Annotated in this window: 15 protein-coding genes and 1 pseudogene; 8 read left to right on the top strand and 8 right to left on the bottom strand. The window is 59.9% G+C overall.

The window, feature by feature from the left end; genetic code table 11:
- Window positions 1-225 precede the first annotated feature (225 nt).
- A complete protein-coding gene (locus LD28_RS0118515) occupies window positions 226-1,272 on the bottom strand; it encodes an NAD(P)H-dependent flavin oxidoreductase (RefSeq protein ID WP_033138395.1) in 1,047 nt (348 codons plus the stop codon).
- Between the two features lie 131 nt (window positions 1,273-1,403).
- Entirely contained in the window at window positions 1,404-2,045 is a 642-nt protein-coding gene (locus tag LD28_RS0118510) for a ribonuclease T2 family protein (protein ID WP_033138394.1), read from the bottom strand.
- A gap of 203 nt (window positions 2,046-2,248) precedes the next feature.
- Between LD28_RS0118510 and LD28_RS0118505 the strand changes: the two genes are divergently transcribed.
- Window positions 2,249-2,809 carry a gamma carbonic anhydrase family protein gene (locus tag LD28_RS0118505; protein ID WP_033138393.1) on the top strand — a complete coding sequence of 187 codons (561 nt, stop codon included), beginning with the start codon at window positions 2,249-2,251 and terminating at the stop codon, window positions 2,807-2,809.
- 12 nt (window positions 2,810-2,821) lie between these two features.
- Window positions 2,822-2,920: pseudogene (locus LD28_RS24015) on the top strand (carbonate dehydratase); the annotation flags it as partial.
- A gap of 182 nt (window positions 2,921-3,102) precedes the next feature.
- Here the strand turns inward: LD28_RS24015 and LD28_RS0118500 are convergent.
- Both LD28_RS0118500 and LD28_RS0118495 read right to left on the bottom strand, forming a co-directional pair.
- Window positions 3,103-6,165, bottom strand: a complete 3,063-nt coding sequence (locus LD28_RS0118500; RefSeq protein WP_033138392.1) for a cytochrome c peroxidase — start codon at window positions 6,163-6,165, stop codon at window positions 3,103-3,105.
- Window positions 6,166-6,370: 205 nt separating this feature from the next.
- Entirely contained in the window at window positions 6,371-7,279 is a 909-nt protein-coding gene (locus LD28_RS0118495; RefSeq protein ID WP_033138391.1) for an SAM hydrolase/SAM-dependent halogenase family protein, read from the bottom strand.
- Between the two features lie 198 nt (window positions 7,280-7,477).
- Between LD28_RS0118495 and LD28_RS0118490 the strand changes: the two genes are divergently transcribed.
- The 3 genes from LD28_RS0118490 (at window position 7,478) to LD28_RS0118480 (ending at window position 10,924) form a co-directional block, all read left to right on the top strand.
- On the top strand, window positions 7,478-7,942 hold the full coding sequence (locus LD28_RS0118490) for a hypothetical protein (RefSeq protein ID WP_033138390.1): 465 nt from the start codon (window positions 7,478-7,480) through the stop codon (window positions 7,940-7,942).
- Window positions 7,943-8,141: 199 nt separating this feature from the next.
- On the top strand, window positions 8,142-9,575 hold the full coding sequence (locus LD28_RS0118485) for a GGDEF domain-containing protein (RefSeq protein ID WP_241462318.1): 1,434 nt from the start codon (window positions 8,142-8,144) through the stop codon (window positions 9,573-9,575).
- A gap of 98 nt (window positions 9,576-9,673) precedes the next feature.
- Window positions 9,674-10,924 (top strand): DEAD/DEAH box helicase, encoded by a 1,251-nt coding sequence (locus tag LD28_RS0118480; protein ID WP_033138389.1) that lies wholly within the window; start codon window positions 9,674-9,676, stop codon window positions 10,922-10,924.
- Window positions 10,925-11,248: 324 nt separating this feature from the next.
- Here the strand turns inward: LD28_RS0118480 and LD28_RS0118475 are convergent, their stop codons facing one another.
- Window positions 11,249-12,523 (bottom strand): MATE family efflux transporter, encoded by a 1,275-nt coding sequence (locus LD28_RS0118475; RefSeq protein WP_033138388.1) that lies wholly within the window; start codon window positions 12,521-12,523, stop codon window positions 11,249-11,251.
- Between the two features lie 215 nt (window positions 12,524-12,738).
- Window positions 12,739-13,503: a CphA family subclass B2 metallo-beta-lactamase gene (cphA, locus tag LD28_RS0118470; protein ID WP_081959621.1), complete on the bottom strand. Its 765-nt coding sequence runs from the start codon at window positions 13,501-13,503 to the stop codon at window positions 12,739-12,741.
- A gap of 331 nt (window positions 13,504-13,834) precedes the next feature.
- Between cphA and LD28_RS0118465 the strand changes: the two genes are divergently transcribed.
- Both LD28_RS0118465 and LD28_RS0118460 read left to right on the top strand, forming a co-directional pair.
- Window positions 13,835-14,371 (top strand): hypothetical protein, encoded by a 537-nt coding sequence (locus tag LD28_RS0118465; protein ID WP_033138386.1) that lies wholly within the window; start codon window positions 13,835-13,837, stop codon window positions 14,369-14,371.
- A gap of 820 nt (window positions 14,372-15,191) precedes the next feature.
- Window positions 15,192-16,022 (top strand): hypothetical protein, encoded by an 831-nt coding sequence (locus LD28_RS0118460; RefSeq protein ID WP_033138385.1) that lies wholly within the window; start codon window positions 15,192-15,194, stop codon window positions 16,020-16,022.
- Window positions 16,023-16,177: 155 nt separating this feature from the next.
- Here LD28_RS0118460 and LD28_RS0118455 read toward each other — a convergent pair whose 3' ends face one another.
- Together LD28_RS0118455 and aguA are read right to left on the bottom strand one after the other, a co-directional pair.
- Window positions 16,178-17,881, bottom strand: a complete 1,704-nt coding sequence (locus LD28_RS0118455; RefSeq protein WP_033138384.1) for an amidase — start codon at window positions 17,879-17,881, stop codon at window positions 16,178-16,180.
- A gap of 280 nt (window positions 17,882-18,161) precedes the next feature.
- Window positions 18,162-19,259, bottom strand: a complete 1,098-nt coding sequence (gene aguA / locus LD28_RS0118450) for an agmatine deiminase (protein WP_033138383.1) — start codon at window positions 19,257-19,259, stop codon at window positions 18,162-18,164.
- A gap of 157 nt (window positions 19,260-19,416) precedes the next feature.
- Here aguA and LD28_RS0118445 point away from each other — a divergent pair, with 157 nt between their 5' ends.
- A complete protein-coding gene (locus LD28_RS0118445; protein ID WP_033138382.1) occupies window positions 19,417-20,370 on the top strand; it encodes a LysR family transcriptional regulator in 954 nt (317 codons plus the stop codon).
- Window positions 20,371-20,420: the final 50 nt, after the last annotated feature.

The raw sequence follows: 20,420 nt of genomic DNA, 5'->3' as shown, positions 1-20,420 counted from the left end.
TCGATGTGGCGCATTATAGAGACCCAGCTCACATTGGCAAGGCTTTATCGCAATTAAATTGCAAAAAAGTGCGATTTATTAGTTATTCATATCAACACACAGCCTTTATACAGACTTATCCACAGACGTGTGCGAAATGAGGGGGTTTTGCCCCGATAAGCACCGTCACGTATGACGCGCAGCGCCAACGGCGGCTGCTATATAAAGAGGCGTATATAGCAGTGCTTAGCCTAATCCCGCCTCTTTGACCCAGCACGCCATCAGTTCGCTGGCGGGAAGATCCCGGCAGCCAGAGACATTCTGCCCAGCCCAGAGCGGAGAGAAGCCACTGTCCCCCGCCTTTTCGGCGGCGGCGCGCAGCGGTGCCAGTGCACCACTGGCATAGGGGAAGTGAGGGGCAAGATCCGAGATCGGGCCCAGCTCACGCATCAGACGGTTGACGATACCCCGCGCCGGACGGCCACTGAACAGATTGGTCAGTGCCGTCTGCTGGCTTTGAAGCGAGTGGATAGCGGCGCGATGCAGTGGCGAGGTGGTCGCTTCATGGCAGCAGAGAAAAGCAGTGCCCATCTGCACGGCACTGGCCCCCAGCACCAGTGCGTTGGCGATCCCCTTGCCATCGACGATACCGCCCGCGGCAATCACCGGCAGATCAGTCGCCGCGAGGATCTGCGCCAGCAAGGTCAAGGTGCTCTGCTGCAAGGCGAGATCATCAGAGAGAAAATGTCCGCGATGACCGCCCGCCTCCAACCTCTGGGCGATGATGACATCGGCGCCGTGGTGAGCGAGCCATACGGCCTCCGCCACCGTGGTGGCACTGGCAAATACCTTGGCCTCCGCAGCCTTCACTTGGACAAGCAGCTCGGGAGCGGGCAGGCCGAAGTGAAAGCTGACCACCGCCGGTCTGAATTCGGCCACCATGGCAGCATGCTCCTCATTGAAAGGAGCACGGCTTGGCGCCGTCGTAACGGCTGGGGGCTGTACGCCAAACTCGGCATAGTAGGGGGCAAGGCGCTGCTGCCAGCTGGCCAGCGTAACGGGATCCGGCTCCCGCTGCTGATGGCAGAAAAAGTTGATGTTAAATGGCCCAAGGCCGCTTTGGGCAAGACGCACCAGTTCGCATCGTAGCTCTGCTGGTGTGAGCATGGCGGCAGGCAAGGAGCCCAAACCGCCCGCCCCGGTCACGGCCAGCGCCAGCTCGCTGCCCTGCACACCGGCCATGGGCGCCTGAATAATGGGATAACGCATTCCCAGCTCGGCAAACAAGCTCATCCGTTCACCCCGAGCAGCAGTGACCGCTCTGTCGGGCCAAATCTATTGTTGCCATCCATCTGTCAGACTCCTTTCCGATAGCTGTGGTTAAACATCAGGCCCGCAAGGGGCCCGATGAAGAGAGTGGAGGCTTAACGCACGCTGCGCAGCAGGAAATCCGGCTGACCACAGGAGCGGCGCTCGCGCTTTTGCATCTCGGCGGAGCAGGTGACCGCATCCGTCCCCGCTTTATTGACGCAGATGTAGATCTCCCGCAGGAAGCGGCCACCATCGGCGCAAGCCACCGTGATGTTGTCGGGGGCCAGCCACTCGTTGGCGCTCGCCAGATCGGCCTTGAGCTGGAAGCTGCTTTTGCGCAGCGGCTCTTCCGGCGATTGATAAGCCGCCGGGATCTTCACTTTTTGGCGCAAATCGCTCGCCAGCTGATGGAACTGGGGCTGACTCAGGCCGGAGCAGGTACCGTGCTTCTCCCACTCATGGCGATAGAGAAAGCGGCTGGGGTAGAGATCGGCAAACTCCTGCTCCATGTTGGCGTCGAGCCGTTCGCGGGTGCAGTTGCTGGGGTAACCGCGATCGTACTGGGGCCAGAGACCGTGCAGCACAAACCCCAGCTTGCGGGAACACTGGTCCCGATCGGCCGGTTTGACGGCGCAATGCTCGGGCGACCAGGAGAGCGCCATGGCGTAATAGTCAAACTCCCCCGCCTCCCCTTTGGCCTGCACGGCCGAGGAGAGCAACAAACCACCCGCCAACAGGGCAATCATCTTCTTCATCTATATATGTCCACCTAACACGACTCGGGATGACAGCCATGCTCCCATATTCTGGCAGCGGGAAACAGCCATGCCGAGACGGCGCGCGACAAGGGTCAGACCAGTCAGGGGTTTCACCAAAGGGCGAGCAGGGGTAAGCTGACCGACCGGTAGGCTCCTCGTCCACCACCAGATAATCCCTCTTGGCAACCACAGGATGTAACATGATCCGCAAGAATCCCTCCGGCCATCTGCCTGTCATCGACGAATCAGCCTATATCGACAAGACCGCTATCATCTGCGGCAAGGTGATCATCAAAGAGAATGTCTTTGTCGGCCCCTATGCGGTGATCCGCGCCGACGAGGTTGATGCCAACGGCGAGATGGAGCCCATCGTCATCGGCGCCAACTCCAATATTCAGGATGGGGTGGTGATCCACTCCAAATCCGGCGCCGCTGTCACCATTGGCGAATACAGCTCCATCGCCCACCGCTCCATCGTGCACGGGCCGTGTGAAGTGGGAAACAGGGTATTTATCGGCTTCAACAGCGTGCTGTTCAACTGCCATATCGGCGATGGTGCCGTGGTGCGGCACAACTCGGTGATCGATGGCTGCGATCTGCCGCCGGAGTTCTACGTCCCCTCCACCACCCGCATCAACCAGCAGAGCGATCTGACCCATATCCCGCGGGTCTCGGTGGATGCCGCCGAGTTCTCCGAGGACGTGGCTCACACCAATATCGATCTGGTCAAAGGGTACAAGGCGCTCTCCAACGAGTTCTGATCCCTCTATTTCCCGCGGGTCTCGGTGGATGCCGCCGAGTTCTCCGAAGACGTGGCTCACACCAATATCGATCTGGTCAAAGGGTACAAGGCGCTCTCCAACGAGTTCTGATCCCTCTATTTCCCGCGGGTTTCGGTGGATGCCGCCGAGTTCTCCGAGGACGTGGCCCACACCAATATCGATCTGGTCAAAGGGTACAAGGCGCTCTCCAACGAGTTCTGATCCCTTTCTTTATTACCAGAGAACAAAACGGGCGCCGAAGCGCCCGTTTTTCATCTGACTCTATATGAAGGCTAGATGGCCCTGACGCAGGTGGCGGCATGGGCCTCGTCCGCCAGATCCCACAGCGGGTCGCCGGTGCTCAGATCGAGCAGCGGCAGCTCACCATTTTCATTGGCAGTCGCATCGCAGCTCCAGTAGCGGTTGTAGAGCGGCCACCCCTGCTGCTGGAGCAGCTGATCCGTCGTGCCATCCTTGTTGTAGGCAGCAAACAGCACCTCCAGCTCGGCCCGGGTCGGCAGACGCCAGTCATCATGACCGCGCGCCACCAGCTGCTGGCAGTAATCCCGCGCCCGGGCCTGGCTCATGGTCACATACTCCAGCGGGAAGGGATTGTAGTCACCATCGCTGTCACTGCTCACACCGTCATAGGCGATACCCATCCGCTGTGCCTCGCCCTGAGTCAGCTGGCAGACAAAGGCCAGCTTGCCCGCCACCAGCTCGGGTTGACGACAGCCCCGGGCAAAATCGGGCTGGGCATCCACCACCTGCACCGTCACGGTCAACGTGTGACGAGCCGTGGTCGCCACCAGACGGGCCGTACCGACCGCCACACCCCGTACCTCGCCCTCCGTGCTCACGGTGGCGAACTCCGGCTGTTCGCTGCGCCACTCAACAGGCACATCGAGCGGGCTGAGAGAGCCATCGCTCAGTTGCCACTGCAGTTGCAGAGGGAGTGAGCGCCCCGCTTCCAACTGAGGCTGGGCAGGCAGCACCGCCAATCCGGTGATCACCGCCCCCACCGGAGTCGGGTCATCCACCTCACTCACCCCCAGCTCGCTAACCGTGGCCGGGGTGCGACGCGGCTCGGCCGAGACACTGCGCAAAAACTCGCCGATGGCATCGAGCTCGTCATTGCTGAGGCCAAGGGCATGCAGGTGATCGGAGGCCTTGGGGAAGAAGGGATCGTATTGATCCGCACCGGTCGGGAAGCCGACCCCGCTGCTCCACTTGGTCACGCCAAAGTTGTACATGGCCACTACGCCCTGTACCGAGCTGCCGATACGCTGAGCCAGGATCGGGAAGATGCCGTTGTGCATATAGGGGCCGGTGAAGGCGACATCCCGCAAGCTGGGGGTCTTGAAGCGACCGATGTCAGCCTTGTTGCGGGTCTGCAGGAAGCGACCGCGATCTTCCAGTTTGCCACGACCGTAATAGGTGAGCCCCACACTCTCGAATCCGTGCTGACTCAGCAGCGGGCCGGAGTGGCAGTTCATGCAGCGGCCATCGGTGCGGTAGAGGTGCATCCCCCACAACGCTTTGTCACTGAGCGCCTGACTATCCCCTTTGACGAAGCGCTCAAAGTCGCTGTCACGGCTGATGATGGTGCGCTCGAAGGTGGCGATCGCCTTGGCGATCCGCTCCAGCGTGATCCCCTGATCGCCAAACGCGGTGGCAAAAGCAGCCTGATAGTCGGGGCTGGCCTGCAAACGGGCCAGCAGCTCATCATGGCTCAGCGCCATTTCGATGGGGTTCTGGATCGGGTGAAGCGACTGCTCCTCCAGCGTGGCGACCCGCCCATCCCAGAACTGGGTCGAGCTGAAGGCGCTGTTGAGGATGGAGGGGGCATTGCGATTGCCCTTCTGGCCCAGATGACCGACCGATACGCTCAGGCCGTCGCTCCACCCCTTTTGCGGATCGTGGCAACTGGCACAGCTGATGTCCCGGCCCTTGGAGAGCTGCTTGTCGAAAAAGAGCTGCTGACCCAACACCACCTTGGCCCGGCTATAGGGGTTGTCGGCCGGGAAGGGAACCGCCGGCAGCGGCCCCAGCTCCTGCCATTCCACCCCTTCATCCACCCGGGCGGCGGGCCATTGGGCCGATGAGCCGCTGTATTGGGCGCGCAGAACCGCCATGTCAGGCTTGCTGCTGTCGCGCTCCACGGAGGGGCGCACCGGATAGGGTGCCAGCGCATACCAGAGCAGGCTGCCCTCCCCCTCATCCAGCCAGGCTCGGGTCGCCAGCTGATAGAGACGGGGCTGACCCGCACCATCCTGCAGCCAGATCTGGGTGGGCAGGGCAACGGCAAAGGTATTGGGGTAGCGCCATGCCGACTTGTCACTGCTCAGCAATCGCTCGAATTCGGGCAGGGTCGGCAGGCGCCAGTCGCTACGGCCGCAACCGCTCGGCACCGATGCCAGTTGTGGCTGGCGGGCAATCTTCAACGCACTGGTGTCACTGCCATAAAGCCAGTATTGGCTGCCCTTGACCCCGCTGACCGCGCGCACATCGTGCAGGCACTGCCAGGGGCCGCGGGCCACCAGCTGACCCTGCTCATCGAGACGCAGCAGATCCGCCGTCTCCGGCTCGTCCGGCTGGCTGGGGTTGGCAGGATAGAGCTGGGTCCGAGCGGACTGGATCTGGGCACTGTTGCTGCGCTGATACCAGCTGCGTGCCTGCTTGTCATCGCGCAGGGCCAGCAGCATCTGCCAGCTGTCGGCATAGTCGAGCACGGCGCCCGGCTGGCGCTGGGCCAGCAGGAAAGCGGCGTAATCCTCAATGGCCGCCGGTTGCTGCAGGCGGATCTCCTCTGCCCTGCCCCACTCGGCCTGACTGAGGGAGCCATCCCCGCTCTGATCCGCCAGCAGGAAGAGCGCAGTTTCCTCCTCGTTCAACCCCAGCCGCGGCACGCTGTTGCGGCGCGCCAGAGTGATCCCGGCCGAGAGATCCGCCACCCGCACCGATACCGCGCGCAGCAGATAGCCCTCATCACTACCGAGCAGCTCCAGCGGCTGATCCAGTTGCAGACCCGCTGGCAAAGTGATGCTGACAAGCTGGCCCGGTTCGATGGCCTGTTGCACGCGGATCCCGGTGGCGACCTGTATCACCTCGAGCTGTGCCCCCGCCCCCAGCCGATCGGCCACATTGACCTCTATAGTCAGGGGAACCCGGGTATGGGTTTCCAGCGGTACTATTGGTGGCACTATTGGTGGCACTATCGGTGGCATGATGGGCGGCTCGGTCGGCTTGACGACCGGCGGGGTCACATCGGGTGAGGGGGCCACCGACGTATTGCTGTGATTGTCATTGCATGCGGTCAGAGCCAGCAGGCTGAGCAGTAAAAGGCTGGTTTTCATTCGGTATGGTTGGGTGGTCAGACAAGTGCGCGATTATCCAATCAAATACCAATCATTATCAATTGCACTGAGTTAATATGCTTTTTGACAACAACGCCTTATCAGCAACTCCTTATCAGCAACTCCTTATCAGACAATGAGAGAGGGCAGCCTCTTTGGCTGCCCTCTCTTGCTTCAAACCCGCTTGTCGAAAGCCCGACAATCTTCAGGAGCACTTCTTCAGGCTGATATGCCAGTTGGCACCGGATTGCACCTGATGCTTGGCGGCGAAGCTGTCCATATTTAGCGCCACCGACACCTGCAGCAGGCTGTTGAGGTAGACCAGCGGCTGCCCTTCCGGCACATCGCCAAAGCTGCTGACGTAGGGTGCCTTGCCATCATATTTGACCGCGGAGCCTTCGCTGATCTTGATGCAGGCGGTATCCCCCTTGTTGATCCCCGCCTTGGTCAGCAGCGCATCGTCGATATTGGTCCAGACGTTGCCGTACTGCACATCGAGGATAGGGATGGTGCCCTTGAGGGTGCCATCTTTCTCGGCGACCGCAGCCTGATAGGGGATCTTCACCACCTCGGCAGGCAGTTTCGGGCCAACCTGCTCGTAGCTGATGGCGCCAGAAGCGAGACGGGCGCCGGTGTAGGCGTAGACGTCGCGGCCGTGGAAGGTGTAGGACTTCTCGGAACCCTTGAGGCGGTTGGTCTTCTCGTCAATCTGGCGCACGGTGTCGATACCGAAGTGCTCCGCCACCAGGGTCAGGGTGCCGTTATCCGGGGTAACGATGTAGTGGCCGCTCTTGGTCTTGAGCACCACCGACTTGCGATCGGTGCCGACACCCGGATCCACCACGCTGACGAAGACGGTGCCCTTCGGCCAATACTGCAAAGTCTGGTAGAGGCGGTAGGAGGCTTCCCAGATGTTATAGGCCGGGATCTCGTGGGTCAGGTCATAGAGCGGCAGGGTGCGATCCACCCCGAAGGCGACCCCCTTCATGGCCGACACGGCGCCATCTTTGAGGCCGAAATCGGTCTGGATCACCAGCGCCTCGTTGGCGGCGGCAATGCCGCTGGCCAGCATGAGAGCAAGCGCGATGGCGCGGGGAGCGGTGCGAATATCCATATCTGAACTCCTGAATCATGTAAGGACGAAAAACGACAAACAGCCATTTAGACATCCAGACTGCCATTAATGGATTTTTTTGCAAGGGGTTTGCGCGAAAGTGCGCCGCAGGTCGCAGAAATTGTGCTCGCCAAATAACGGCGGGGGAGGTATCAAGGGTAGAGTGGGAAAACGTTTACAATACAGGAGCTCAGCCCCATGACACAACCGGTACCGGAAACGATGACCCTGCTGCTGGAGATTGGTGAACAGAGCAGCCAGCTCTGGCTGAGCCAGCCAGATGCGGCCCCGTCACACTACCCGCTGGCCTTTGGCACCCACGCCATCCAGCCCGGGCCGTTTCGCCACGCGCCACCCACCCCGCTCGAACTGGAGCGCGCCATCATGGTGGTGGAGGATGAGCTGATGCGCATCGCCCCGCAGATCCCGCCCGGTTTGCAGCTGACCCTGCGCAGCCGCCCTTCGCTGGCGGAGCTGCTGGGGGACAATGAACTGAGCCGGGATCTGGTGGAGCAGGCGTTCGGCCAGCTGGCCGCCATGGCGGAAGGGGATCCCCTCGCCACCAGCTTGCTGCCCCGCGACGAGCACTTTGCCGCCGTGCTGTTGATCGTCAGGGAGTGGCTGCACCATCTGGCCAGCGAGAGTGTGCTGATCGTGGAGTAACGAGGCATCAGTGATAAGGGCTGCCGCGTCTGGCTTGCGTTGACGGCAGATACTATCGGGGTTTCTTTCGCGTATACTCCGCTCGCTTGGCGCCCACGCCCCCTATCGATACCTCATTCAGACTCCTATGATCCCACTTTTAAGAAAATCTCCTGCCATTCACTGGCCAGCTGCCTTTGCTCGCCGGTTCATCTTCAAAATGCTGGGATGGGTACTGCTCACGCTGACCGGGCTGGGCACTGTCTTCTATTACACCTATCTCAATATCCAGCACGACATGGATCTCATCACCGCCAGACAGAAGAACGTGTTCGAGGTCTTCTATCAGCGGGCCAAGATCCTCGAGGTGGAGAATATCCTCCGCTATCTCACATACCATCAGTCGCTGGAGACCCCCGCCCACCTCACCCGTAACAAGCCGAACACCAGCTACCTCTATGGCTACGACCTGAGAAGCAAGCAGCGCTTTGCCGATGTGCCGCTGCAATACCCGGCCGCCAATATCCTCAACACCTTCCGCTATGCCCTCTCCTACCCGGAGGTGATCAACATCTACACCATCTGGAACGACTACCGGCTGATCGGCATGGTCTCCGCCAACAATGTGCTGCCCGTCAAACTGGCGCCGATCAAGGTGGATCTGATGACCCTGCCCGCCTGGTACCACTACTTTGGCTGCGCCGGTTTTGCTACCAGCCACACCCTCTGCAGCGTCGATGAAGCCTTTGTCTCCGATATCGAGATCGACAACTTCAGCATGCGCAACACCATAGTGATGCACTTCCCCTTCATCCATCAGTCGGGGCAAGGCGGCTACCAATACGGGCTGCTCGGGATCGACATCGCCGTCGATGACGCGTTTCGGGATGTACTGCACCCCTTCGACACCATCAACCCGACCCGCACCACCATCTCGTTTGAGGAGGCCGAGCCTTGCCATCGCTGGCACGTCTGCCTGAGCAAACCCTTTATGCGCACCAAGGCGGGGGTGGGTCTCTACCTGAAGTGGTCCTACTCCTGGATCGATTTCGTCAAGCTGGCGCTGCACAGCCCCGCCTTCAAGGTCTATCTTATCGCCCTGCTGCTGGGCATGGTGGCCTGGAAGCAGCTCTATCAGCGGCTGCACGCCCTTGCGCGCACCGACCACCTGACCAAGCTGCCGCGGCGGGAGATCCTCAATCAGCCCCTACTGCACGAGCATGACTACCTGATGATCCTCGATATCGACAACTTCAAATCGATCAACGACCGTTATGGCCACACCACCGGCGATGCAGCGCTGATCGCCTTTGCCCGTTACCTCCAGGGCAACACCCGCAAGGTCGATACCGCCATTCGCTGGGGTGGCGAAGAGTTCATCTTGCTGTTCAAGGGGATGGGGAGTGACGAGATGATGATCCGCTCGGCTGGTCGCCTGCTGAACCGGCCACTCCTGATCCCCGAGCTGCCCATCCCCATCACCTTCTCCGCCGGGGTGATCCGCATTCGCGACTACCTCACCGTCACCGAGGCGGTCCAGCTGGCCGATGAGCTGCTCTACCACGTCAAACAGCAGGGCAAGCACAACATCGCCTGCTACGAGGGCAACACGATCCGGCTGATCCGCCCGTTGCCGGACGCAGCAGGGGCATAGCCGCCTTCTGCCGATCCCCCTGCTTCTGTTACCATCGCGGCCACGATGATTGTGTCGTTGTGGCCGCTGGCCGCGATAACCCCATACTGGTGCCCTCTATGTCCATTGCCTCCTTTGCCGAACTGGCCCTCTCCCCCCGTCTGCAGCAGACCCTGAGCGAGCTGGGCTATGCCGCCCCCACCCCCATTCAGGCCAACGCCATCCCCGTCATTCTGGCGGGGCGGGATCTGATGGCGGGGGCCCAGACCGGCACCGGCAAGACCGCCGCCTTTGTGCTGCCGCTGCTGGAGCAGCTGATGCAACAGCCACAAGCAGAGTCCCCGCGTCCGATCCGCGCGCTGGTACTGGTGCCGACCCGCGAGCTGGCGGTGCAGGTCGCCGAGAGTGTGGCGCGCTACGGTCAGGGCACCGGTCTCACCAGCACCTTGGTCTACGGCGGGGTGAGTATCGCGGCGCAGGTCGAAGCGCTTCAAGCCGGGGTGGATCTGCTGATCGCCACCCCAGGCCGCCTGCTCGACCATCTGCGTCAGGGGGCATTGAGCCTAGATAGCCTGCGCCATCTGGTGTTTGATGAAGCGGATCGCATGCTCGACATGGGCTTTATGGACGAGATCAAGGCGCTGCTCAAACAGATCCCGGCGGATCGCCAGACCCTGCTCTTCTCCGCCACCTGCGACGATAACCTGTTTGCCTTGAGCAAGGTGCTGCTGCGCGACCCGGAGCTGATTGAAGTGGCGCCGCGCAACACCACAGCGGCCGAGGTGGAGCAGCGGGTTTATACCGTGGACAGCGACCGCAAGCTGGCGCTGGTCGAGCACATGCTGAAAGTGAAAGGCTGGGCACCGGCCCTGATCTTCAGCCGCACCCGCCAAGGGGCCGACAAGCTGGCCCAGCAGCTCGGCAAAGCGGGCATCAATGCGCTGGCCTTCCACGGCGATCTGTCGCAAAGCGCGCGGGAAAAAGTGCTGCTGGAGTTTCGCGCTGGCACCCTGCAGGCGCTGGTTGCCACCGACGTGGCGGCCCGCGGTCTCGATATCACGGATCTCAACTACGTGATTAACCTTGAGTTCCCGTTTGTGGCGGAGGATTACGTCCACCGCATCGGTCGCACCGGCCGTGCTGGCAACAAGGGGCTCGCCATTACCCTGTTCAGCCCGGAAGATGCGCCGCTGTTGGAGAAGGTGGAAGCGGTACTCGACACCCGTTTGCCCCAGCAGTGGTTCCCCGGCTTTGAGCCGGATCTGACCCGCTTCGAGCCCGAGCCGCGCCGCAACAGCAAGGCGGCCCAGAAGCAGCGCGCCAGAAAGCAGGCCCTCGCTGGCAACAAGGGTGGTAAAGGGCGGCGCTAACGGCCCGCGCCAATCCCTTCAAACCAATCCCTGCAAATCAATCCCTGCAAACCGGAGCAAGCCCCTGCGCGGCCGCTTTTCGCCGTGCAGGTGACGCAGCGGCAAACAGGCTCACTATAAGCAGGATTTATGGGTTTTCCCGAAATGACCCAACTCCAGCTTATACCGGCCCCCGCCACGCCCCGTCTGCCATAAAGGGGCAACAGCGGGGCTACAAGCCCCATAAAAAGAGAACGCCCGATCGGGCGTTCTCTTTGCTTTGACGCTTCACACCATCCTCTCCTGCCAACCCCTTGTGTTCACAGATACCCCGCACACTCGCAGCTAGGGCGCCGTCGCCCGCTCGGGTGGCAGGGTACGCAGGATCTGCCGCTCCGCCAGGGTCGAGAGGATAAACATCACCATATAGCCAAGGCCCAGCGCCACGATAATCGCCACCACGTTGGCGGTGAACTCGGCCACCAGATAGTAGGCGGCGACCAGCGCCACTATGCCCGCCAGCCGGATCAGCAAGCTCTGGGTAAAGTGGCCGTGAGCCTTGATATAGGCGAGCTGATAGCCGTTGAGCATCATAAAGATAAAGAAGATGGAGAAGTGGAACAGCACCGGTACCGCCCCCACGTAGTCGGCGGGGAACAACAGCAACACCAGCGGTTTGCCCGCCAGCAGCATCAAGCCAAAGAAGGCCAGACTGACGATGGCGGAGAGGCGGAAGATCCAGCGCCGGATCATCCTGATCTGACGGTGATCGCCATTGCGCAGATTGACCGCCAGCTCAGGCAGCACAAAGCGGTAGATGGGGAAGACAAACAGAGTGGTCATATAGGTGAAGATGGGGCGCACCACCACCTGAAAATCCCCCAGCTCGTCGATGCTGAAGTGGCGGATGGTGAGCAGCACTGTGATGTAGATCATCAGGATGCTGGCCCCCGCCTCCAGCGAGGCGGTAAAGCTCTTCTTCACATAGCTCACCATCTCGGGGCCGAGCGCCACCTTGGCCAGCGGCTTGGTGGCGATGGCCCGACGGCGCGAAACATACATATAACCGGCGATGGCGAGCGAGGAGAAGGTCAGCCCGTAGAAGAGCGAGGCAAGCGCATCCATCCCCAGCCCGAAATAGCAGGCCATAAACAGCAGACCGTTGGCCAGCGGCTCCAGCCAGGTGACCCGGTTGGAGAGCGCATACATCCGGTACATGGCCACCAGATTGGTGAAGTAGACCTTGAGCCCCAGCCCGAAGATGACCCCCACCAGTTGCAGATACTCCACCCGGATATGGAGCCCGTACTTGATATAGGGGATCACCGCCCCCCAGGTGAGCAGCACGATGCCGATAAGGAAGTAGCGGAAGATATTGATGATGTCCCGATCGTTTTTGGTCTGGGAGTAGCTCACCACCATGGAGGAGCGAAAACCTGTCATCAGGATAAAGGAGAGGGAGACCAAATCCACCACGCTGTTGAACAGCGCCAGCTCCCCCTTGGCGACCCACTGCGCCAGCCACACCTTGAAGGCGAAGCCGATAACGATGCTGACCAGCGAGGCCCACATCCCGGTGATAAAGGCCTGCTTGAGGCGCGCAAGAGAGGCGTATTGCATAACGAAAATTTATGGCTTTCCGGGGAATGACTAAACGCCATCTTATGAAAGCCCACCCCCCTTGAACAGCCTTAATGCCGCGCACTCACAGCCACCAAAAAAGCCGCAGACGCAAAACCCCCGCTCATTTCCTGAGAGCGGGCGTGTTGTGGGGTGCTGTTCTAACCACCAATCGCAGTGATGGCAAGGCTTGCAGACTCTCTGTCGCGCAACCCTTATGACTGCGGCGCCGCCTTGATCAGCTCTTCATAGTGATCAATCAGCTCGGGGCCGTGCAGCGGTGAGTCGTGGCCGCCTACCACCGTCTTGATCGGCAGCTTCATCGCCTTGAGCCGCTCGATGGTCTGCGGATAGGCCTTCACATTGGCAAAGCTCAGGTTGCCCAGCTTCTCCTTGAGGATGCAGTTGCCATAGAGCACCTGCTGGTCGGGGAAGTAGACAAAGATGCCGTCCGGCGTATGGGCCGGGCCCGCGAAGAAGGCGCGCACCTTGCCCTCTTGCAGGGTGAAGTCACCATCGTGCACCACGTTGGGCAGCACCAGCGGCAGATCCGGGTACTCCGGCAGCCCCTTGCGGGTAAAGGCAACAATCTCGCCCCAGTCGCTCTTCATCAGATCCCGGGTCTGGCGCGTCGCCACCACCTTGGCACCGATGGACTTCCAGTAGGCGTTACCGCCCGCCCGGTCGGTGTGGTAGTTGGTGTTGATCACCTCCAGCACCGGCTTGCTGCTGACCCGTTTGATCAGCTTGTGCAGCTCGCGGGCGGTATCCGGCGTCCAGGTCGCCCCCACCACCGTCACCCCCTTGGCCCCGAAATAGACCATGGAGTTTTCCTGTATGTAGTAGTTATCTTCCACCACATAGACGGGGCCACTTACCTGCTTGAGGGAGATCCCCGCCGCCCGCACGCTGCCACCCCAGAAACTCGCCATCAGCACCACGGCCCCGGCCAATCCGCACTTTATCCAACCTTTCATCATCTTGCTCCCTCGAACCAACCGCCCCTCGCCACCCCTGTGGCGAGCCGGGCCTTTTAAGCAGTGGGCAGAAGATACGGGGGATCTGTGAGGGGAAAATGAGGTTGTGTGAAGGGAAGGTGAAGTCAGGATAACGTCAGGCCGCCTGGGTGAGAAAAGCGTCACTCGCGGGTGACACATGGAACATTCACGAGGTCGCCACCCATGTCACGGGACATGCCAGACATTGACGCAAAAATCCCGGCAAGAGATGACTGAGAGATGGGCAATGTCATAGAGTGCGATCGTGAACCTTCGCGCTGCCCCGCAGTGTACCCATCAAACCGGAGACTCTATGCATTTCAAATTACTGGCGACCATCTTGGGTCTTGTGGTCGCGACCACCGCACAAGGCGTCACAACAAGGCTGGATAACGAATATTTCGCCTTCGAGCAGGCCCGCCCTTTTGCCTTCCATACATCAGGGAAATGGGTCTCCGCCCCCATCACCTTCTCTCTGGGGGTGAGTGGCAACAAGTTTGTCGTAGATACTCGCTCCGCCAGCAGCATCATTCCTCCCGCATGCCGTGCGGTTTACACTTCTGAGTTGCCCACCTCGACGGAGTCATTCACACCACCGCGCTCGGTTCTTGGTGGCGCACCGCTCCAGAATCTCATGTTCTGGGGGGAAAAGTGCCACGTGAAGCTATGGATGACAGCAGAGATAGATCCCTTCTTTTCCGTTTTTAACGATTTGCTGCCCCCAAACAACACCAAGTCCGCCAGCCAAGGCATTATTGAATTCGCCAGCAAGAACAGCGATGAGATTACCAGCATCGAATTTGCTGTATTGGTCGAAGATATTCCGGTCAAACAGAAGGCAGGCAACTAAAACCCGATGCGATCTGGCTGCACCCGCCACACCGAGATTTGCACATCAACCCGGAAAAACGCCCCCGATTGCCATCTCCCCTTCCCCACTTTTCGTCATCGACGTGGGGAGAGGGGCTGGCCCCGAGCCAATGCCAAGCCACTCATCTTCACCCGCACCACAGAGCCAACGCACAATCAGCGGCGCCTATTTCCCCCCCTCTCCCACTCTTGATCACAAACAAGGGGAGAAGGGCCAGGGATGAGGGGAGGTAACAATAAGCCCCATCATGTCGAGACGATTAGCACAGCATCATCGTCCGTTTGCCGCCGCGCACTGAGTCATGGCAAGACAGGCAAGAAACTCTGAATATCAGCGGCCTCTCGGCGACACCCTTTCGCGATCGTCCGAATACGCTTCGCTATTCGAACCTACAACATAGATCGCGGCCCCTCACCCTAGCCCTCTCCCGAGGGAGAGGGGATGGTTCGTGCCAATTCCAAGCCACACATATTTACCCGCACCACAGAGCCAACGCACAATCAGCGGAATTCATTCCGCCCCCTTCTCCCCTTGCGGGAGAAGGGCTGGGGATGAGGGGGAGGTAACAATACGCCACATAATGTAGGGTCGATTAGCGCAGTATCATCGTCCGTTTGCCGCCGCACACCGGGTCATGGCAAGACAGGCAAGAAACTCTGAATATCAGCGACCGCTCGGCAACACCCTTTCGCGATCGTCCGAATACGCTTCGCTATTCGAACCTACGGCCCTAATGAGCTTCAGATAAATCATGACAAGCTTTATAATGACTCAAATATTAATTATCTAGGTGCGTGATATGTCTCATGTTTTCTACTCTCAAAGAATTGGAGTCAATCCAAATCTCAATGGTCTTGAACTACAGGATGTCGTTGAGCTATTTGTTAGAGTTTTCAATCAATTTATGTCGGAAGGTTACTTCGATGAGGCCTTTGGGTTTAACTGTGTCGATGCTGGCCCGATAACAGGGAATATAAAGGATGTCGAACTAGACATTCTATTGTCAGTCAGAAAAAAGTATTTATGGCCAATTGAATTATATTGCAAATCATATAGTGAGGACGATCTTCTAGATATCATAGAATACCTCTACCAAAAGGTTTCAAAACCAATTGATGGAGTAATGCATTCATGGGGTGAATGTGGGATGCATTGGGAAAAATTTAGTAAAGAAGATGGTCAGATTGAATTTAAAGAAAAAATAAATACTGTGCTTGGCCACTATAGAGTGAAGTTTGAACTAACAGATAGTGGAGAGGTGCTTCATATACCTGAGAAGGGCTTCGAGGCGATATTCTCTGCAGAAATTCCATCCCAGGACAAAAAAATAATAAATAGAATAAATGCGGCTACAACTAGTTTTCGTAGACATGGCGCAAGCATTGATAACAGACGTCAGGCAGTACGAGACCTAGCCGATGTTTTGGAGTATTTAAGACCTCAGTTACAAGAGCATCTTACAACGAAAGATGAAAAAGACATATTTAATATAGCCAACAATTTTGGAATAAGGCATCATAATGACAGACAAAAGACAGATTACGATGCTGCAATATGGTTAAGCTGGATGTTTTACTTTTATCTATCAACCATCCACATGGTTTTAAGGAAAAAATCCCATACCGATTAAAATGTTAACTGTGAGATTGAGGCTCATTATCTCTGATTTTTTAATATTTCAGCGAAATATTTCACAAAGATACAATAAGTCCTCCACTAAAATATAAACCGCCCATATTACATGAGCGGTTTTGTTTTATTTATCACCGAACCAATCCGGAATATTCACCCCAACGGCGGCGTCCGTGGCGGCACCCTGCGCTTGCTGCCGGTGGACTCGAAGGCCGAGGCAAAGCGCAGCAGGTTGTTGTCGTCATAGGCGCGACCGGCGAAGGTCAGGCCCACCGGCATGCCGATATCGGCCATGACACCCATGGGGACGGTGACGGTCGGCACGCCGAGATGGCGAATGGCGAGGTTGCCGTTGGCAACCCAGATGCCGTTGCTCCAGGCGATATCGGCGGAAGCCGGATTCACATCCGCATCAGCCGGGGCGACGTCGGCGACGGTGGGGAACAGCACGGCGTCGAGCTTGAGCCCATCCATCCAGTCCTCCAAGTCCAGCTTGCGAGTCTTCTCCAGACCGCGCAGGCCGTCCGGCACTGTGGGGATCTCGTCAAAGCGCTTGATGCCGCGCTTGGCCATCTTGACGTACTCGTCCATGCCCGCCGCCAGATCGCCCTCGCGGTTTGGCAGAGTGCCCGGATCGTGGGGGAAGATCTGGGGGCCATCCACATCGGCCAGCTTGTTAAGCTTGGGGTCGCCGTTGGCACGCAGGAAGTCGTCGAACGCCCAGCCGGAGAGCTCCCACAGCTCGTCATTGAGAAACTCCGGGCTCACGATGCCGCGATTGAACACGGTCGGCGCGCCGGGTCGGTCCCCTTCGCAGTTGGAGACCAGCGGGAAGTCCACTTCGATAACTTCGGCGCCCGCGGCTTCCAGCGCCTTGCGCGCATCTTCCCAGAGGGCAATCACGGAGTCGCGGGTATGGATGCGCTGGCCGGTCGGGCCGCCGATGCCGGGGTTTTCGCTGGTGCCGGCCAGTTCATCCTTGTTGATAAACATGCGCGGCACGCCGAGGCGCTTGCCCTTGAGGGCATCGGCCTTGGCTGCCAGTTCCAGATAGGAAGCCGGACGCACTTCGGAGGCCTTGGGCAGCTGCACCCAGGGCTGCAGGCGCCACAGATCGCCACGGGTGTCGGCATCGTCGGCGACCACTACGTCGAGCACTTCCAGCAGATCATTCATGGTGCGGGCATAGGGCACCACCACATCCATGGTCGGAGTCAGCGGCCAGTTGCCGCGCACCGAGATGACGCCACGGGACGGGGTGTAGGCGCACAGGCCATTGTTGGATGCAGGTCCACGGCCGCTCGACCAGGTCTCTTCCGCCAGACCAAAGGCGGAGAAGCTGGCGGCGGTGGCAGTACCAGCGCCGTTGGAGGAGCCGGAGGCAAATGGCGCGGTCAGGTAGTCGGCGTTGTAGGGGCTCTCGGCACGGCCATAGACGCCGCGCTGCATACCGCCATTGGCCATCGGCGGCATATTGGTTTTGCCGAGGCAGATGGCACCGGCGGCGCGCAGGCGCTCAACGGTAAAGGCATCGCGCTGGGCCACCAGATCCTTGAAGGCCGGGCTGCCGGAGGCGGCAGTCAGCCCCTTGACCAGATAGCTGTCTTTGGCGGTGTAGGGGATGCCGTCGAGCGGGCTCAGGGTCTCTCCACGGGCGCGGCGGGCATCAGAAGCCTCGGCTTCTTTCAGCGCATCGGGATTGGCGACCACCACGGCGTTGAGTTTGGTGGCAGTCTCGGGGCCGTTGTAGGCCTCGATCCGGGCCAGATAGGCCTTGACCAGTTCGACCGCTGTGGTGCGGCCTGATCCGAGCGCGGCACGCAGCTCGGCAATGGAAACCTCGGTCACTTCGATCATGGGGATCTCCTGTAAAAGGGTGACTGTTTGTCATGATGATCGCCGCATCAGCTCCTGCGACCATCACACCATCAAGAGATAAAACCCCACGGCGTGGGGTTTTGAATACCAACCTCAGCTGGCTTAGAACCGGTTTACGACCCGTCGCGAGAGGTCGTCAGCAAGGTGAAGAGCAGCGCAGGAACCGGAGTGTATGTGAATACATGAGCCGTTTGTTCCACATAAGCGAGCTGCACATAAGCCTTGATCACGGCCTCGCAGCAGGATCGTCATCCGGTTCTTACTGGCCGGAAGGGATCTGCTGGGTAATGCAGTGGATATTGCCACCGCCCAGCAGGATCTCGCGAGCCGGTACGCCGATCACGGTGTGATCCGGGAAGATCTCTTCCAGAATGCGCTGGGCTTCGCCATCGGTGGCGGCATCCAGCAGCGGGTAGACGATGCGATCGTTGGTGATGAGGAAGTTCACATAGGAACCGGCCAGACGGCCTTCTGCCTCGCGCGGCACACCGCTGCCGCTCTCGACGCCTGCAGATTCTTCCTCGGTGCAGTAGAGCGGGCCCGGCTGGGGCAGCTTCCACACTTTCAACTTGCGACCCTTGGCATCGACCGCCGCTTCCAGCACCTTGAGGGCGGCCACGGAGCGGGCGTACTGGGGATCGTTCTGGTCGTCAGTCCAGTGCAGGGCCACTTCACCCGGACGCACGAAGCAGCACATGTTGTCGATGTGGCCGTCGGTTTCGTCCATGTAGACGCCTTCGTCCAGCCAGATAAAGCTGGTGACGCCCAGATAGTCGCGCAGGTGCGCTTCGATCTGCGCTTTGCTCAGGTGCGGGTTGCGGTTCTCGTTGAGCAGGCACTCGGCGCTGGTCAGGCAGGTGCCTTCGCCATCGACGTGGATGGAGCCACCTTCCAGAATCAGCGGTGCGTCGTAACGAGCCATGCCGTGCTGGGCCAGCATCTGGGCCGCCACTTCCTCATCCTGATTCCACGGGTAGTAGAGACCGCCCTTGTGACCGCCCCAGGCGTTGAAGCCCCAATCCACCCCACGGCACTCGCCAGCGGCGTTGGTAACAATGGTCGGGCCGGTATCGCGGGCCCAGCAGTCATCGCTGTTCATTTCGACCAGGGTCACATGGGCGGGCATGATGGCGCGGGCCTGCTCCATAAACCGGGCGGGCACCCCCATAAAGACCGGGGTGGCACCGCCGATGGCATCCGCTACCTTGGCAAAGGTGGGCTGGGCGAAGCGACCGGCTTCACGCCAGTTGTCAGGGCGAAACGGCCAGATCATCCAGACGGCCTGCTGGTGCGCCCACTCGGCGGGCATGGTGAAGCCGTCGGCGGCCGGTGTGGAATGAATGGTCTTGATGCTCATCGCAAGGCTCCTTGCATGGATTGAGGCCCCCCATTGACGCCCGAAGCGGCGCGGGAACCCTGAAAAAATAACAGTGGGTCGCAGATTAAGACGTTGCGCCCCCATCCATCAAATGAATAGGATGGATTGTCCCATAAACACGGCGAATAATCCCCCCATGAAACTGCACCAGCTCGACCTCAATCTGCTGCTCGCTTTTGACGCCCTGATGACGCAGGGCAGCGTCACCCGCGCCGCCGAAGCACTCTTTATCAGCCAGCCCGCCATGAGCCATTCGCTGGGCAGGCTGCGCACCTTTCTCGGCGACCCGCTGCTGGTGCGCACCCCGCAGGGGATGCTGCCGACCCCGCGCGCCCAGCGGCTGCATCTCGGGGTGCAGCAGGCGCTGCGGCTGCTGGAGCAGCAGCTCTTGGAGGAGGAGGAGTTCGAGCCGAGTCAGTCGAAGCGGCGCTTCGTGCTCTGCACCACAGATTACGTGGAGTGCGTGCTGATCCCGCCGTTGATCCAGCGGCTCAGACGGCTGGCGCCGGGAGTCACCATCGAGATCCGCATCCTGCGCGACACCCTGCCGGAGGCGGAGCTGGCGAGCGGCGAGATCGATCTGGTGCTGGGCTTTGACGAGTACATGCAGGTGCCGGGGTATCTGGGCAAAGAGACCTGGCTCACCGAGCCGCTGGCCGGGCTGGTGCGCGCCGATCTGCCGATTGCCAAATCCGCCCCCGCCGGTGCCGAGGATGACCCCTCCCAATGGATGGAGCGCATCACCTTGCAGCAGCTGATCGCCATGCCCCATGTATTCCACTCGCCGCTTGGCACCTCGGAGGCGAGCCTCGACCGCTATCTGAAGAGTCAGGGCTTTAGCCGCACCATCTCGGTCAACAGCCAGAGTTATATGTCCGCCGCCGCTATCGTCAGCCAGAGCGATCACCTCTTGGTGCTGCCCAGCATGGTGGCCGAGCTGCTCGCCACCCACTGGCCGCTGAAAAGCCTGCCGCTGCCCGAAGACGTGCCCGACTACCACCTCAACTGCGTCTGGCATCCCGTGCATGCCCAGCAACCGGCGCTGGTATGGCTGAAGGATTTGATGAAGGAGCTGGTGGGGCCGAGGTAAAGCGGAATTCACCTCTCGAAAACAACAGTGGCTCCCGAGGGAGCCACTGT

This window comes from Aeromonas finlandensis (genome assembly GCF_000764645.1).
In the GTDB taxonomy this organism is placed as follows: Bacteria; Pseudomonadota; Gammaproteobacteria; order Enterobacterales; family Aeromonadaceae; genus Aeromonas; species Aeromonas finlandensis.
Note: the sequence above shows the minus strand (reverse complement) of the source record. Positions and strands in the feature narration are given on the sequence as shown.